Origin of the sequence: Bradyrhizobium sp. ORS 278, from assembly GCF_000026145.1 — a bacterium.
In the GTDB taxonomy this organism is placed as follows: domain Bacteria; phylum Pseudomonadota; class Alphaproteobacteria; order Rhizobiales; family Xanthobacteraceae; genus Bradyrhizobium.
On the sequence record NC_009445.1, the window covers coordinates 3,530,456 to 3,545,386 of the forward strand.

The window sequence follows — 14,931 nt, forward strand, 5'->3', positions numbered from 1 at the left end:
GATTCAGTCGAAACGGGCTGTCGGCTCGTCGCGCTTGCGCAGCTCGTTCATGAGATGCGCCAGCGGATCGGGCAGTTGGGAGCCCTCGGGCGGCAGGCTGCGCTGCAGCCGTTCGCCCACGGCGTCGCAGATCGATCGGCTGGTCCTGCGATCGAGCGCGTCGCTGAAATCGGCGGTGCGGCCAGTCATGACGAAGTTCCACGGGCAGTTGCAATATGATGCCGTGACAAGTCATGGCGGGCCGAATTGTTTCCGGACGCGCTTCGGGATGCATTGGATTTAGTTGAAAATGCATGAAAAAAGCCCCGGCGCGGGGGACGCCGGGGCAATGCGAGTTCGGATCGGCGGGGGGCGGATGCCGTTCCTAGGCTCGTAACAGGAGAAATCTCAGTAGCAGCGGTTCACCCAGCGCCAACGCGGTCCCCAGGGGGTCGGAACCACGCGGCGGACGTAGCAGCCGCCATAGCCGTAGCTGTAGACCGGGCCGCCGATGAACACGCGCGGGCCATAGAACGGACGGTGCCAGCCACCACCGTACCAGCCGTGATGCCATCCTCCGCCGTGCCAATGGGCCGAGGCGGCGGTCGGGGCGAGGGCGGCTGCGCCCAGCGACACGGCGGCAGCCGCAGTGAGGAAGAGTTTGCGCAACATGGTCGTCTCCTGGATGACAGCGCTGGTGGCGCCGAAATTGTCCGACGGATGAGGCTGGGAGAAGGCGGCTACCGGATCGCTGGTGGCTCGTCGTCGCCCGATACCGACAACCTAGGTCATGACAGCTGAACGACGGTGGCACGGGTCCTTCAGACAATGTTCAGAATCGTGAAATTGTCGTAAGGCGTCGCGCCTCTGGAAGGGCCTCGGTCGCTTGCCGTCGACCGATCGCGTCGATATAAGCCCGCAACCCACCCAAATCCCGCACATCCGAGGACGATATCATGGCGATTGAGCGCACCTTTTCGATCATCAAGCCCGACGCGACCGAGCGTAATCTCACCGGCGCGATCAACGCGCTGATCGAGAAGGCCGGACTGCGCATCGTGGCCCAGAAGCGCATCCGCATGACCCGCGACCAGGCCGAGACCTTCTACGCCGTCCACAAGGCCCGCCCGTTCTTCGGCGAGCTCGTCGACTTCATGATCTCCGGCCCGGTGGTGGTCCAGGTGCTCGAGGGCGAAGGCGCCATCCTGAAGTACCGCGACGTCATGGGCGCCACCGATCCGTCGAAGGCTGCCGAGGGCACCATCCGCAAGGCGCATGCGAAGTCGATCGGCGAGAACTCGGTGCACGGCTCGGACGCGCCGGAGACCGCCGCGATCGAGATCGCACAGTTCTTCGCCGGCAACGAGATCGTCGGCTGAGCGACGATTGCTGCGGCGGAGCCTCGCTCCGCCGCAATCCCGCTGAATGCATCTGAAAGGTCTGGCCGTGAACTGGCTGTCGCAGCTCGCTGATCCCGCCACTTACGGCCATCTCCTCGCGCAATTCGAAGCCGACCTGCAGAGCCCGGGCTTCTGGCTCGCGCTCGGCAAGATCATCTGGATCAACGTGCTGTTGTCGGGGGACAACGCGCTGGTGATCGCGCTCGCCTGCCGCGGCCTGCATGGCAAGCATCGTTTCTGGGGCATGGTGGCGGGCTCCGGCATCGCTGTCGCGCTGCGCATCGCCTTCACCGGCATCGTCGCCACCCTGATGGCGCTGCCCTATCTGAAGCTGATCGGCGGTCTCGCGCTGCTGGTGATCGCCGCCAAGCTGCTGGTGCCCGAGGACGAGAACGACGATATCGCCGCCGGCACGACGCTGTGGCACGCGGTGCGCATTGTCGCGCTCGCCGACCTCGTGATGAGCCTCGACAACGTCATCGCGGTCGCCGCCGCCGCCAACGGTCAGGCCTCGCTGCTGATCATCGGCCTCGCCATGAGCATCCCGCTGATCATCGCCGGCGCGGCGCTGATCATGCTCGTGCTCGATCGTTTCCCGATCCTGGTGTGGCTCGGCGCCATGCTGCTCGGCTGGGTCGCCGGCGAGGTGATCGCGACCGATCCCGCGATCGAGCCGATGCTGCACCATCTGCTCGACGGCACGGTCCACATCAGCATCGACGCGGTCTCAGCCGTGTTTGCCAGCAAGAGCAGCCTGATAAGCGAGATCGACGTCATGGAGACGCTGATGTCGCTGCTCGGAGCCGTGGTCGTGCTGGTCGCCGGCTCGATCTGGCGCGGCCGCGCATTGGAGAACAAGGGCAAGCACGAGATCGAAGCCGTTCCGGCGCGCGGCGTCGAACTGCCGTAGCTGCGCTGGCGCCGGGCCCGTCGAACTGGGATTGATAGTAAGGCCGCTCATGGTACGAGCGGCCTTTGTTTTTTGATCAGGGACGCGTGCCGGTCGTGATGACCGAGCCAACATGGTGTCCGCGCAGCGCCGCCGTCAGCCGGCCCGGCACCAGGCCGTTGACGACCTGGACGCGGGAGATGTGGCGGGCATTCGCCATCACCTCCACCAGCGTGCGGTCGAACGGCAGTGTGCCGTCCATCTTGGCGAGCGCATCGTAGCTGGTCTCGGCCAGCAGCTTCGCCTTCGCGGCATCCGGCCCGTTCGGATCGGACGTGTAGACGCCGTCCACGTCCTCGACGATCGTCAGCCCCGCTGCGCCCAGCGCGTCCGCGATCAGGAAGGCGCCGGTGTCGGCGCGATGCGTCGGCAGCCGCGAGGTCGGGAATTCGTGGTGGTGATAGGGCGGGAAGGCGCTGCCGACGACGGCGCGCGCCGCCTGCAGATGGATCGCGAGCTGGTTCGCGATCGTCGGATGCTCGATGTAGGAGACGCCTTCCGACGCCAGCAGCGACGCCAGGATATGGCCATTCTGGCCGGCCTCACTGGCGGCGAGCGGCGCGAGCGAGCCGACCGGCAGGCCGAGATCGAGGCCGACGCCATAGAGGTGGCGGGCGCGGATGCCGGCGCCGGTCAGGATCAGCAGGCGATGCTCCGGCAGGAGCTTCCGGATTTCCTCGACCAGCGGCAGGATCGCCTCGGCGCCGCGGTCCATGATCGAGCGGCCGCCGATCTTGACGACCTGCAGCCAGGGCATCAGCGCCATCGGGCGCTTGCCGGCGACGGGGCGGGTGAGCTTGCTGTCGAGCAGGGTCTGGCGCGCGAGCGGCGAGGCGACGTGCTTGATGGTGGTGGTGTCAGGCATGGCGGTCTGCCCTCTCAGCGCGCGGTGATGATGGTGCCGACGTGCTCGCCGGCGAGCGCGCGGGTGAGATTGCCGGGGACGAGGCCGTTGACGACCTGGACCTCGCGGACATGGCGCGCGGCCTCGAGCAGGTCGAGCATCGGGAATTCCAGGATGGAGTCGGCGAGGCCCTTGGCCTTCATCTCGGCGACCGAAATCTTCGGGATGAAGGTCGCGTTCTTCTCCGTCTTGGGGTTGGCGGTGTAGAGGCCGTTCTCGTCCTTCACATAGATCATCGCCTTGCAGCCGAACTGCTGCGCGACCAGGAAGCAGCCTGCGTCGGTGCGGTAGGGCGGGATCACGCCATCGGCCGAGGGCCGCATCCACAGCCCGTAGGGCGGCATGCCGCTGAACACGACGGCGTTCACTTCGGAAAGATACAGCGGCACCGCAGACAGGCCGGCGCCCTCGACCGCCGAGATGCCGTGCTTGGCGAGCAGCTGACCGAGCATGGCGGCGTTCTGATCGGCGACGGAGGCGCCGAGCTGCGACAGTACGCCGGCGGGCAAATTGAGGCCGGCGGCGATCGAATAGAGATGGCGCGCGCGGGTGCCGGCGCCGGTGCCGATCAGCATCTTGTGCGCCTTGCGGGCGGCGACGATTTCGTCGACCAGCGGGTAGATCGCGCTGCGGCCGCGGTCGATCATGCTCTGGCCGCCGACCTTGATCACCGTGGCGTCAGGAAGAATGCGGAAGTCAGCCGCCTTTTCCGCCGCCGCGATCAATTCGGCGTCGGTGAGCGAGCGCTGCATCAGAAGCTGCTCGAGCTCGGCCGTCGTGGTTGCCATTGAAGAGGATCCTCTCGTTCGTTCGACACCTGAGCGGTGCGCCGGTCGGCTTCGCCACCCACAGTTTCCCTGGCCATGTCTCCCGGGATGTCGTGGTCGGTCGATCCTGCCGGCCATCGTCCTATGCTGCATGGAATACACGAGCTGTCGCGGCGCCGACAGCTGCGACCGAGCAAGGTTTCGTCGCAACAGTCCACGGCGACTGGATCGCGCAGGTGCTGCGCATCCAGTAGGACCGAGAGAAAATCTTTTTTGGTTTCAAGGAGCTATATTGAGATTCATATAGCTGCGGTGCACCTGTTGTCGGCTTTGCGACAATGCACAAAGTTTTGGCAAACGCCCGTCGGCGATCGGCGACGACGCTGGAGTTTGGAATCGAAGCCAAAACGACGCGATAACGGGTTGCAGCTATTTGAAGATTTCGCAGACCGTCGCCCGGCTGTCGCCGAATGCTGCGCACCGTTGCGAGCCGTTTCGCCACCACGCATCCAGGGCGCGGCGCGTGCAGGGCAGCCGCACGCTCATGCGCTGGGCAAACCTGATCCGATCGAAAAACCTGCGGCTATCACGACGTGAACGTCCGAGGCCAGGGCCTGCTCGATCAGGAAGATGAGGCCCTTGCCCTCGCTCTCCCGCCGGCTGAAGCGGTCTGCGCTGAGAGGAGCGTAGCTGCGATGTCGTGCTCGTCAAGCGAGCGTTGGACGTACTATATCACGATATATACAGCATCGCCAATGTCCAGCCGCTGCCGCTGGACGCCGTGGCTGTTTTCGCTATAGTCATACGGGAATAACGAGCAAGTGATGCGGAGTGCGCGATGGAGCTGCGGGCCAAGGCGCTGACGATCTGCGAAGTGGTCGACCAGGGCGAGACGATCTCGCTGGGCTTCGAAGATGCCGCGGGGCGGCAGGGCGTGCTCAACCTCTCGGTCAACCAGGCGGGTGCGCTGGTGATGACGCTGCCGGGACTCCTGGAGCTGGCGTTGCGCACGCGTTACGGCGACCAGGCGCTGCGCTATGCCTATCCGCTGGCCTCCTGGACCATCGAGCAGTCGACCGATGCGACACAACGGATCATCACGCTGGCGACATCGGACGGCTTCAGCGTCCGGTTCGCGATCCCGAAGGACGAGCAGAACGTGCTCGGCGAGGCGCTGCTGAAGCCGTATCCCGAGGTCCGGGTCCCGCTTGCCAACTGAGCGGTCGGCCTTGCGTCACGCGAGCGGCAGCAGGGCCTTTGTCCGGATGCGGCCCGCAGCCGAGGGGCTGGTTAGCTCAGCACCACCGAGCCGGAGCGCCCGACCAGGCGGGCGAGCTGTTTGAACCGTCCGCCGACGCGGTCGGCGACGAGGTCGACCAGATGATGCTCGAACACCAGCATCAGCTTGCGGTCCTGAGTGCGGAAATGCGTGGCCGACAGCACGCCGGGCCGCGCCGCCGAGATCAGATGCGCGACGCGGAAGGCGGTGCCGAGCAGGCGCGCGCGATCGATCTGGGCAGGGCTGAGCTGCTGCGTGAGCTCGGGCGCCGCCGCCTCGTCGCGTTGCCCCTCGTAGCGGAAGAACACCGACAGCGCGACGAAGATACGGCCCTCATGGCTGATCGAGCCGAAATTGCCGTTGAGGATGATGCCGTAGGTCTGCTCGCCGCGATGATCGGGATGCATCCGCCAGCCGATGTCGGACAGCAGACAGGCGGCGTGGCGCAGCCTGCGTTCCTCGTCGGTCTCGCGCACATGCACCACGCGGAACAGCCGGTCGGTCCAGTCGATCAGCTCGCGGGCATGCTGGGCCGAGCGCGACAGCAGCTCGTTGAGGCCCTGGGCCGCGCACAACAGGCCGTCCTTGCCGCGCTCGGTGTCGGGCAGCTTGGAATAGAGCAGCCCCTCGCGCACGCCGAAGGTGGAGAACACGACCGTGGTCGGCTTGGCGACGCGGATGATGTATTCCAGCACGAGCGCGGCATAGGCCAGCAGCGGCCGGCGCGCCTCGGCCACCGCCTCGATGTCCGCCAGCATGTCGGCGGCGACCAGCCGGCGCAGGCGGCGGACGAAGGCCAGCGCCTCCGCGGCCGGAATCGAATAGCCATGCATGACGCCGAGCGGATAGCCGCTCTGGATGATGTGGATGCGCGCGAGCGCACGCCAGGTGCCGCCGACCGCATAGAAGGTGCGGCTCTCGCCGGCGGCCAGCTGCGGCAGGTCGGTCAGCGCCTCGCTGACGATCCGCTGAGCCTTCTTCAGGGATTTTTCGGACAGGTCCTGCAGCGCCAGGCTGCCAAGGGGCAGCGTGACGCCGCTGCGCACCTGGTGGCCGCGCACGTCGATCAGCTCCAGCGAGCCGCCGCCGAGATCGCCGACGATGCCGTCGGGCTTGTGGATGCCGGAGATGACGCCGAGCGCGGAATAGCGCGCTTCCTCAGGGCCCGTGAGGATCTGGATCGGCACGCCGCAGATCTTCTCGGCTTTGGCGATGAAGTCCGGACCGTTCGAGGCGTCGCGGCAGGCGGCCGTGGCGATCGCATGGACCTGGCCGACCTTCTGTACCTTGCATAGCGCACGGAACCGCTTCAGCGCCGTCAGCGCCTTGTCCACGGCGTCGGCGGCGAGCAGGCCGGTGGTCTGCACCTCGCGGCCGAGCCCGCACAGCGCCTTCTCGTTGAAGACGGTGACGAGGCTCCGCTCCATCGCCTGATAGACGACGAGGCGGACGGAGTTCGAGCCGATATCGATGACGCCAACGCTCGCGGCCGTGGGAGAAGGCCGCTTCACCAGGGCATTCCCTTCTTGAGGCGGGCGCTAGGAAGGGGGGCGCTCGTTCCGGCGGGTGAGCCGGCGCGGTGATGATTCCTTGAGCGACTTGCCACGGCCGGAGAGACTCGGATTCGTCATGAAGTAATTGTGCAGGTTGAAGGGCTCCTCGCCCTTCGCGGCCTTCATACGCGTTGACGACCCGTCCGGCAACAATTGCCAGCTCTGTTCGGTATCCTTGAGATTCGCGACCATGATCTGCTCCAGCACCTGCTGGTGCACGGTCGGGTTCTGCAACGGGCAGAGCACCTCGACGCGACGGTCGAGATTGCGCGGCATCATGTCGGCCGAGGAGATGTAGACCGCCGCCTTGGCACTCGGCAGGCCCTGACCCATACCAAAGCAGTAGATGCGGCCATGCTCCAGGAAGCGGCCGATCACCGACTTGACGCGGATGTTGTCGGACAAGCCGGGAATGCCGGGACGCAGGCAGCAGATGCCGCGCACGATCAGCTCGATCGAGACGCCGGCCTGAGACGCCTCATAGAGCGCGTCGATGATATCGGGATCGACCAGCGAGTTCATCTTCATCCAGATCACGGCCGGCTTGCCCTGGCGGGCAAAGCTGGTCTCGCCATGGATGTGCTCGATCATGCGCTTGCGAAGCGTGAGCGGCGACACTGCCATCTTCTCGATGTCGATGGGCTCGGCATAGCCGGTGATGTAGTTGAACACCCGCGTGACGTCGCGGCCGATCACTGGGTCCGACGTGAAGTAGGACAGGTCGGTGTAGATGCGCGCCGTCACCGGATGATAGTTGCCAGTGCCGGTGTGCACGTAGGTCGTGAGGCTGCCGCCCTCGCGGCGCACGACCATCGACAATTTCGCATGCGTCTTGAGCTGCAGGAAGCCGTAGACGACCTGCACGCCGGCGCGCTCGAGGTCGCGCGCCCAGCGGATATTGGCCTCCTCGTCGAATCGCGCCTTGAGCTCGACCAGCGCCGTGACCGACTTGCCGGCCTCGGCCGCTTCCACCAGGGTGCGCACGATCGGCGAGTTGTTCGAGGTGCGATACAGCGTCTGCTTGATCGCGACGACGTCGGGATCGCGCGCCGCCTGCTGCAGGAACTGCACGACGACGTCGAACGACTCGTAGGGGTGATGGACGATCAGGTCCTTCTGCCGGATCGCCGCGAAGATGTCGCCGCCATGGTCGCGCACGCGCTCGGGATGGCGCGGCACGTAGGGCGCGAATTCGAGGTCGGGGCGATCGACGCGCGTGAGCTGTGACAGCTCGTTCATCGCCAGCACGCCGTCGACCACGAACACCTCGTCGTCAGTTGTCGCCAGCGCGTCCTGCACGAATTGGCGCAGCTCCTCCGGCATGGCGGCCTCGATCTCGAGCCGGATGACCGAGCCGCGGCGGCGCCGCTTCAGCGCGGTCTCGAACAGCCGGACGAGGTCCTCGGCTTCTTCCTCGATCTCGATCTCGCTGTCGCGGATGATGCGGAAGGCGCCCTGGCCCTTCACCGTGTAGCCGGGAAACAGCCGGCCGATGAACAGGCTGGTGGCCTGTTCGAGCGTGATCAGGCGGATGACGCCGTCCTTGGCGCCGGGGAAGCGGATGAAGCGGTCGATCTTGCCCGGCATGCGGATCAGCGCGTTCATCGGCCGGCCGTCGGAGGTGCGGGTCAGCTGCAGCGCCACCGTGAAGCCGAGGCTCGGGATGAACGGGAACGGATGCGCTGGATCGATCGCCAGCGGCGTCAGCAGCGGGAAGATGTTGGCGAGGAAATGATCCTCGATCCAGGCGCGCTCGGCCTTGGTGACGTCCTGGCCGTCGACCAGCACGATGCCGAGCTCGGCGAGGAACTTGCGCAGGTCGCGCCAGATCGCCTGCTGGTCGATCGCGAGCTGCGACACGGTTTCGTTGATCAGCTTGAGCTGCTCGGTTGGTGTCAGCCCGTCCGGGCTGCGCTCCGCGATGCCTTCGCGCACCTGGGCGCGGATGCCGGCGACGCGGACCATGAAGAATTCATCAAGGTTGTTGGCGGAAATCGATAGGAACCGCACACGCTCCAGCGCCGGATGGCGTGGATTGACTGATTCCTCGAGCACGCGGCGGTTGAAGTGCAGCCAGGACAGCTCCCGATTGATGAAGCGCTCGGGGCTCGAGGCGATCTCGTTCGTGGGCGCCGCAACCGGCTCTTTCGCTGCGAGTTCAGTAACTTGCTCGGTATCCATCAGAGATCAATCCATATTCGATCACGGCGCAATGGGCGCGAGGGCGGACCGTAGCTCAACGCGTATGACGAAGGGATGACGTTCCCGGCACCATTGAGGTTCCGCGCCGCGTTGCCGTCAAGATGGCCGCTGGTCACGCCGACCGTAGGAGTTCCGCTGCGAGCGCTCGCGTCACCGGGCGTCCAAGCCGCAGCGACTCGTCATCCAGGAGCGCAATGGTCTGGCGCGCGGCTGCGTAAGACCGTTCGATCCGGCTGGCAAGGTAGCTGACCACCGTCTCATCGATTGCCAGCTGCCTGTCGGCGGCGAGCTTCACGATCAGAGCCCGGAACAGCTGGTCGTCTGGCGGCAGCAGCGTGATCACCGGGACCGCGCGCAGCCGCGACCGGAGGTCGGCGAGCGCGATCGGCAGCGCCACCGGCGCCTCGCGCGCGGTGATCAGGATGTAGGCCTCGTCCTGGCGCGCCAGATTGAGCAGGTGGAACAGCGCCCGCTCGTCGAGATCTGCAGCCGTGAGATCCTCGAGCACCAGAGCGCCGGTGGCAAGCGCGCCGGGGACTGCGCCGGCGTCCAGCGCATGCGCGGAGAGCGAGCGGGCGCCGGAGCGCTCCGCCCAGATCGCCGCCAGATGGCTCTTGCCGGAACCGTCGGGTCCGACCAGGAACATCGTGTTCGCCGGCCATTCCGGCCACGCATCGACCAGCGCGAGCCCTGCGGCGTTGCCGGGCCCTTCGAGGAAGTTGTCCCGCGTCAGGCTCTCCGCGTGCGGCAAAGCGAGGGCCAGTTGACGAGGGGGAATATGGCCGGCCAAGGTTGAGGTGCTCCGTGTCGTCGTGTCAGCGGGGAGGGGCGAGGGGCTCGCGAAGCCGGCCTCACCGCACCTCGATGGTATTCATGTGGCGCACCCAATCCACCAGGTAAAGCCCGACGGATACAAGGGTAAAGGCCGTCACCAGCACCATCAGCACACTGTCATAGGGCTTGGGCTCGAAGCCGAAGCTGAGCGATGCCAGCACCAGCGCGGCAAATCCCACCTGCGCCCCGGTGTTCAGCTTCGACACCATCAACGGCTTCATTGCGACCGGCCGGTCGAACAGCCAGGAGACGATCACGGCGGCGACGATCATGATGTCGCGCGAGACCACCAGGATGACGATCCAGCGCGGGATGGCGCCCCAGATGCCGAGCGTGACGAAGATCGAGACCAGCAGCGCCTTGTCGGCCAGCGGGTCGAGCAGGGCGCCGAGCTCGGAGCGCAGGTTGAAGCGCCGGGCCAGGAAGCCGTCCACGGCGTCGCTGACCCCGGCGATGACGAACACGATGAAGGCAACCTCCATCTCGCCGGCCGCGATGGCCCACACCACGATCGGAACCAGCAGGATTCGGCCCAGCGTGATCAGGTTGGGAATACTGTGGGGAATGGTCACGCAGCTGGTCCCGACGACAAACTCGATGAATGGAGGGCCCGATTGCGAAGCACGGCGAACCCGTCCGGTTCCTAGATAGGGTGGGGACGAGCCCCTTGCGAGCCATTGCGCGCGGCCGGAATCCGACGTAACCAGCGGCCAGATTAGGGGTTTTGACCATGACCGAGCGCAAAAACGGGCTCACTTATGCAGATTCGGGCGTCGATATCGACGCCGGCAATCGTCTGGTCGATCTGATCAAGCCGATGGTGCGCGCGACCGCGCGCCCGGGCGCGGACGCCGAGATCGGCGGCTTCGGCGGCCTGTTCGACCTCAAGGCGGCCGGCTTCAAGGACCCCGTCCTGGTGGCGGCCACTGACGGCGTCGGCACCAAGGTCAAGATCGCGATCGAGACCGGGCTGCATGGCGGCATCGGCATCGACCTCGTGGCGATGTCGGTGAACGACCTCGTGGTGCAGGGCGCCGAGCCGCTGTTCTTCCTCGACTACTTCGCCTGCGGCAAGCTCGACCCGGAGGCGACCGCCTCGATCGTCGCCGGCATCGCCGAAGGCTGCCGGGAGTCCGGCTGCGCGCTGATCGGCGGCGAGACGGCGGAAATGCCGGGCCTCTACCAGGATGGCGACTACGACCTCGGCGGTTTCGCTGTCGGCGCCGCTGAGCGCGGCACGCTGCTGCCGTCGCCCGACATCGCGGCCGGCGATATCGTGCTCGGCCTGGCCTCGTCCGGCGTGCATTCAAACGGCTATTCGCTGGTGCGCAAGATCGTCGCCCAGTCGGGCCTCGGCTTCGATGCGCCGGCGCCGTTCGCGCCAGTGCTGACGCTCGGCGCGGCGCTGCTGACGCCGACGCGGCTCTACGTGAAATCGTGCCTGCGCGCCATCCGTGAGACCGGTGCTGTGAAGGGCCTGGCGCATATCACCGGCGGCGGCTTCACCGACAACATTCCGCGCGTGCTGCCGAAGCATCTCGCCGTCTCCATCGACCTGACGCATCTGCCGGTGCTGCCGGTGTTCAAATGGCTGGCCGAGCAAGGCGGCCTTGCCGAGCGCGAGCTGTTGCGCACCTTCAATTGCGGGATCGGCATGATCGTGATCGTCAGGGCCGACGCGGTCGACGCCGTCGCCGAGGTGTTCACCGCCAATGGCGAGCATGTCGCGCGGCTCGGCGAGGTCGTCGCAGCCACGGGCGAGGAGCGCGTGATCTACACCGGCGCGCTCGATTTGTCGCTGTGAGACGAGCCCGCCGATGAAGCGCCGCGTCGCGATCCTGATTTCCGGCCGCGGGTCCAACATGGCCGCACTCATCCGCGCGGCGGCCGCGCCGGATTTCCCGGCCGAGATCGCGGTGGTGATCTCCAACCGTGCCGATGCCGCGGGCCTGCAGAAGGCTGCGGAGAGCGGCATCGCCGTCCAGGTGATCGAGAGCAAACCGTTCGGCAAGGACCGCGCCGGTTTTGAGGCCAAGCTGCAGGCCGCGCTCGATGCGCGCGGCGTCGAGCTGATCTGTCTCGCCGGCTTCATGCGGCTGTTCACCGCCGACTTCGTGCAGCGCTGGTACGGCCGGATGCTGAACATCCATCCCTCGCTGCTCCCATCGTTCCCCGGCCTCGATCCGCACGGCCAGGCGCTGCGCGCCGGCGTGAAGCTCTCCGGCGCGACAGTCCATTTCGTGATTCCGGAGACCGATGCCGGCCCGATCGTGATGCAGGGCGCCGTGGTGGTGCGTGACGACGACACGCCCGACACGCTGTCGGAGCGCATCCTCGGCGTCGAGCATCGCATCTATCCGGAAGCGCTGAAGCTGCTGGCGAGAGATCTCGTGCGCCTCGAAGGCGATCTGTGCCGCACGTCGGCGACGGAGCAGGCGGATCAGGTGTTGATCTGGCCGATGGTCTCGTAGTTCGATTGCGGGTCCGTGGCGCGGTGACGGAGTTTCTCTGCGGAGACAGTACGCTCTACGGAGAGAACCCCTCACCCAAGCGAGTATGACGCTGCCGCCGGTGTAGCCCTCTCCCACAAGGGGAGAGGGCACAGTAACTAACAGCCTTATTTCCCCAACATTATGTCTCATGTGTTCGAGCGGATACGGCTGGGGCCGCGCCAAGGCTGCGCAATACACCGCCCTCTCCCCTTGTGGGAGAGGGCATCGGCGGCAGATCCGCAGCTCGCTTGGGTGAGGGGTCTCTCACCGTAAAGTTGGTCGTGCAGCTCTGACAAGGCTCCCGAGATTTCTCATTGGAAGCGTGCATCGACGCATCATCGTGCCAAGCGGCGAGGCAAAAAAATCCCCGGCGGGGCCGGGGGCGCATCAAAGGCTGGCGAAGTCGGATCATCCGCGCGGAATTCGTATTGCGCGGATTTCGTTAGTCGAGACCGGCTTGCGCGCGATCGCGCGGCGGCCGTCGGCGCCTCAAGAGAGCTTGAGATTCTCAGCCGAGGTCTTGCCGCGGCTCTCGACCAGATCATATTCGATCGCCTGGTTCTCGTTGAGCGTGGTCAGTCCGGCACGCTCGACGGCCGAGATATGGACGAAGACGTCCTTGTCTCCGCCGGTCGGTTTGATGAAGCCATAGCCCTTGGTCGGGTTGAACCATTTCACGCTGCCTTTGTAGGTCGGCATCGCTGTCTCCTCGTCTAGACGAAAAAAAAGACGCGGCCACGCTCATCGCGTGCCACGCCACAAACGGGCTTCCCGGGATCTGCTCAATTTCCGTAGCTACGAAACGCACAGTCGAACGGCCAATCCGATTGTGGGCGAGATTGCAACACGATTTTCCGGCGATATCAAGTTTGACGGACTGATGAGAACGCGTCGCGGCGTCGCGGACATGTATGCTTGCTGCGGCTGCGAAGCCCTTGGCGGCGGAACCACAAGACGTGGAGCAACCCGCGGATGCGTGATACCGATGGATCGGCATCGGGAACTCCGGGCAAATCGTCGCAGCATTTTTAAGCGCATTTGAATGACGCGGACGGGCATCGATGCGTGGGGCAACTCGGGCGGTGCTGGGCGCGCGACCACGCCCCAGTGCACTGGCCGCCATCCTGCTGCTCTCCCTCGGTATGGCCTTCACCCCCTCAGCCGGCGCTGCAGAAACTGGGATCCCAGATCGGGCAGGGAGCGGCCGGCAAGGAGATCGGACGGATCGCACCCGGAACGGGATCGGGTAGCGGCGTTAGGCCTGACGATGCTCGGCCGGGTCGGCCGGCTGGGCCGCGAGGCAACCGCCGGCGGCAGTCGTCACCCGCGCAGCAATTCCGGCGGTGGCGGAGCCCGGAAGTGCCGAGCAGCCGCGATACCGCAGGAGACCGCCCGGCTCAGCTCGAACTACGACAGTCAGCCGTGGCTGCTGCCGGATCAGGGAACCCCGAGCGTCTAGCTCATATGATAGCTGATCAGACCGGCTTTGGGGCGACATAGCCGCTGAAGCCGACGACGTCTTGTGAACTGCCCATGAGCGGCACCAGGTCCAGCGGATGGATGAACTCGTCGCGGAAGCAGGCATGAATCCTCGCATCGAAAATGTGCTTCAGCCACTCGATCACCACCTTGTGCCTGTCGGAGTTACGAAACTCCTTGTGATAGGTCAGCCACAGATCCATGTGGTAGTTGACGCCGAGATCGACGGGAACGAGCGGCGCTCCCAGCGCGACCACCGAGGTCGGAAGGAAGCCGATGCCGGCGCTGCGTTCGACGGCGTAGAGTACGGCCACGCTGGAATTGGTGGAGATGCCGACGATTCCTTCGAGCGAGTCGAGGCCGAGAATGCGCGCATATCCCGTCTCGTCGAGCTGCACGCCGTGCTGCTTGATGATACGATGGTTCCTGAGATCGGCCAGCGATGACGGCAGTCCATGAGCATCGCGATAGGCCTCGGAGACGAAGCCGTAGATGTGCAGCCGGCCGAGCTTGCTGACGATGACGTCCGGGTTGGTCGGCCGTTCGAACTGAATCGAGATATCGGCCTCGAGCCGCGAAACGTCGGCCTGCTGCATCGCGCAGCTGAGATCGACCGTGATCTTGCGATAGGTGCGCTGGAAGTCGATCAGTCGCGGCAGGATCCAGAAATTGCCGGGGCCTTCGGTCACGGCCACGCGCACCGATCCGCGCGTATCGGTCGAGAGCGCGGCGCGCCGGAAAATGTTGAAGCTGAGCCGTTCCATCTGCTCGACGTCGAACAGCAGAGCACGCCCCTCATCGCTGAGCGATAGTCCGGTTTGATCGCGGATGAAGAGTTTGCATCCGAGCTCGTATTCGAGCCGGTCGATCTTGCGCATCAATGTCGTACCCGTCAGGCCGAGAACCTCCGCTGCGTTCCTGAAACTCTGGTGCCGCGTACAAAGGAGAAATGCTCTTAAATCTTCCCATGAGGCATTAAGCGTTTCGTCAGATTTTCCGCGCTGCGTAGATGCAGCACCCCGATGCAAATGTTGCCGCATACACTCAAGCCCCGACTAGTAGGATGACGTCATCAAAGCCAAGCTGGAAACAT

16 protein-coding genes are annotated in these 14,931 nt (G+C 65.5%); 5 read left to right on the plus strand and 11 right to left on the minus strand.

The genetic code is table 11. From position 1 onward, the window contains the following. Positions 1-3: 3 nt before the first annotated feature. Together BRADO_RS15605 and BRADO_RS15610 are read right to left on the minus strand one after the other, a co-directional pair. The gene (locus BRADO_RS15605; protein WP_011926282.1) at positions 4-189 is read right to left on the minus strand and encodes a hypothetical protein; all 186 of its coding nucleotides are present in this window, start codon (positions 187-189) and stop codon (positions 4-6) included. Positions 190-387: 198 nt separating this feature from the next. Then, positions 388-651, minus strand: a complete 264-nt coding sequence (locus BRADO_RS15610; protein WP_011926283.1) for a hypothetical protein — start codon at positions 649-651, stop codon at positions 388-390. Positions 652-935: 284 nt separating this feature from the next. Here BRADO_RS15610 and ndk point away from each other — a divergent pair, with 284 nt between their 5' ends. Together ndk and BRADO_RS15620 are read left to right on the plus strand one after the other, a co-directional pair. Then, complete coding sequence (gene ndk, locus BRADO_RS15615; RefSeq protein ID WP_011926284.1) at positions 936-1,358, plus strand: nucleoside-diphosphate kinase; 423 nt, start codon at positions 936-938, stop codon at positions 1,356-1,358. A 67-nt stretch (positions 1,359-1,425) separates the two neighbouring features. Beyond that, positions 1,426-2,289: a TerC family protein gene (locus tag BRADO_RS15620; protein WP_041757527.1), complete on the plus strand. Its 864-nt coding sequence runs from the start codon at positions 1,426-1,428 to the stop codon at positions 2,287-2,289. Positions 2,290-2,365: 76 nt separating this feature from the next. Here the strand turns inward: BRADO_RS15620 and BRADO_RS15625 are convergent, their stop codons facing one another. The 3 genes from BRADO_RS15625 to BRADO_RS36010 all read right to left on the minus strand — a co-directional run bounded on the left by BRADO_RS15625 (position 2,366) and on the right by BRADO_RS36010 (position 4,631). Further along, positions 2,366-3,193 carry a molybdenum storage protein subunit alpha gene (locus tag BRADO_RS15625; protein ID WP_011926286.1) on the minus strand — a complete coding sequence of 276 codons (828 nt, stop codon included), beginning with the start codon at positions 3,191-3,193 and terminating at the stop codon, positions 2,366-2,368. Positions 3,194-3,207: 14 nt separating this feature from the next. Next, positions 3,208-4,020, minus strand: coding sequence for a uridine monophosphate kinase (locus tag BRADO_RS15630; protein WP_011926287.1), 813 nt, complete (start codon positions 4,018-4,020; stop codon positions 3,208-3,210). A gap of 521 nt (positions 4,021-4,541) precedes the next feature. Continuing rightward, the gene (locus BRADO_RS36010) at positions 4,542-4,631 is read right to left on the minus strand and encodes a hypothetical protein (protein ID WP_371259366.1); all 90 of its coding nucleotides are present in this window, start codon (positions 4,629-4,631) and stop codon (positions 4,542-4,544) included. Positions 4,632-4,837: 206 nt separating this feature from the next. Here BRADO_RS36010 and BRADO_RS15635 point away from each other — a divergent pair, with 206 nt between their 5' ends. Next, the gene (locus BRADO_RS15635) at positions 4,838-5,218 is read left to right on the plus strand and encodes a hypothetical protein (RefSeq protein WP_011926289.1); all 381 of its coding nucleotides are present in this window, start codon (positions 4,838-4,840) and stop codon (positions 5,216-5,218) included. Positions 5,219-5,289: 71 nt separating this feature from the next. Here the strand turns inward: BRADO_RS15635 and ppx are convergent, their stop codons facing one another. The 4 genes from ppx to BRADO_RS15655 all read right to left on the minus strand — a co-directional run bounded on the left by ppx (position 5,290) and on the right by BRADO_RS15655 (position 10,439). Further along, the gene (ppx, locus tag BRADO_RS15640; RefSeq protein ID WP_011926290.1) at positions 5,290-6,789 is read right to left on the minus strand and encodes an exopolyphosphatase; all 1,500 of its coding nucleotides are present in this window, start codon (positions 6,787-6,789) and stop codon (positions 5,290-5,292) included. Between the two features lie 27 nt (positions 6,790-6,816). Further along, positions 6,817-9,012, minus strand: coding sequence for an RNA degradosome polyphosphate kinase (locus BRADO_RS15645; protein WP_011926291.1), 2,196 nt, complete (start codon positions 9,010-9,012; stop codon positions 6,817-6,819). Positions 9,013-9,145: 133 nt separating this feature from the next. Beyond that, on the minus strand, positions 9,146-9,823 hold the full coding sequence (locus tag BRADO_RS15650; protein WP_011926292.1) for a DnaA ATPase domain-containing protein: 678 nt from the start codon (positions 9,821-9,823) through the stop codon (positions 9,146-9,148). 61 nt (positions 9,824-9,884) lie between these two features. Next, on the minus strand, positions 9,885-10,439 hold the full coding sequence (locus BRADO_RS15655) for a CDP-alcohol phosphatidyltransferase family protein (RefSeq protein WP_011926293.1): 555 nt from the start codon (positions 10,437-10,439) through the stop codon (positions 9,885-9,887). A gap of 158 nt (positions 10,440-10,597) precedes the next feature. Here BRADO_RS15655 and purM point away from each other — a divergent pair, with 158 nt between their 5' ends. Continuing rightward, complete coding sequence (gene purM / locus BRADO_RS15660; RefSeq protein ID WP_041756565.1) at positions 10,598-11,671, plus strand: phosphoribosylformylglycinamidine cyclo-ligase; 1,074 nt, start codon at positions 10,598-10,600, stop codon at positions 11,669-11,671. Between the two features lie 13 nt (positions 11,672-11,684). Beyond that, positions 11,685-12,338 carry a phosphoribosylglycinamide formyltransferase gene (gene purN, locus BRADO_RS15665; protein WP_011926295.1) on the plus strand — a complete coding sequence of 218 codons (654 nt, stop codon included), beginning with the start codon at positions 11,685-11,687 and terminating at the stop codon, positions 12,336-12,338. Positions 12,339-12,848: 510 nt separating this feature from the next. Here the strand turns inward: purN and BRADO_RS15670 are convergent. Together BRADO_RS15670 and BRADO_RS15675 are read right to left on the minus strand one after the other, a co-directional pair. Continuing rightward, positions 12,849-13,058, minus strand: coding sequence for a cold-shock protein (locus BRADO_RS15670; RefSeq protein WP_011926296.1), 210 nt, complete (start codon positions 13,056-13,058; stop codon positions 12,849-12,851). A 776-nt stretch (positions 13,059-13,834) separates the two neighbouring features. After that, a complete protein-coding gene (locus BRADO_RS15675; protein WP_011926297.1) occupies positions 13,835-14,878 on the minus strand; it encodes a LysR family transcriptional regulator in 1,044 nt (347 codons plus the stop codon). Positions 14,879-14,931: the final 53 nt, after the last annotated feature.

Excerpts from the sequence above, each read along its gene's own strand:
- BRADO_RS15605 (WP_011926282.1), bottom strand. The coding sequence starts at position 189 with ATGACTGGCCGCACCGCCGATTTCAGCGACGCGCTCGATCGCAGGACC.
- BRADO_RS15610 (WP_011926283.1), bottom strand. The coding sequence starts at position 651 with ATGTTGCGCAAACTCTTCCTCACTGCGGCTGCCGCCGTGTCGCTGGGC.
- ndk (WP_011926284.1), top strand. The coding sequence starts at position 936 with ATGGCGATTGAGCGCACCTTTTCGATCATCAAGCCCGACGCGACCGAG.
- BRADO_RS15625 (WP_011926286.1), bottom strand. The coding sequence starts at position 3,193 with ATGCCTGACACCACCACCATCAAGCACGTCGCCTCGCCGCTCGCGCGC.
- BRADO_RS15630 (WP_011926287.1), bottom strand. The coding sequence starts at position 4,020 with ATGGCAACCACGACGGCCGAGCTCGAGCAGCTTCTGATGCAGCGCTCG.
- BRADO_RS15635 (WP_011926289.1), top strand. The coding sequence starts at position 4,838 with ATGGAGCTGCGGGCCAAGGCGCTGACGATCTGCGAAGTGGTCGACCAG.
- BRADO_RS15645 (WP_011926291.1), bottom strand. The coding sequence starts at position 9,012 with ATGGATACCGAGCAAGTTACTGAACTCGCAGCGAAAGAGCCGGTTGCG.
- purM (WP_041756565.1), top strand. The coding sequence starts at position 10,598 with ATGACCGAGCGCAAAAACGGGCTCACTTATGCAGATTCGGGCGTCGAT.
- purN (WP_011926295.1), top strand. The coding sequence starts at position 11,685 with ATGAAGCGCCGCGTCGCGATCCTGATTTCCGGCCGCGGGTCCAACATG.
- BRADO_RS15670 (WP_011926296.1), bottom strand. The coding sequence starts at position 13,058 with ATGCCGACCTACAAAGGCAGCGTGAAATGGTTCAACCCGACCAAGGGC.
- BRADO_RS15675 (WP_011926297.1), bottom strand. The coding sequence starts at position 14,878 with ATGCGGCAACATTTGCATCGGGGTGCTGCATCTACGCAGCGCGGAAAA.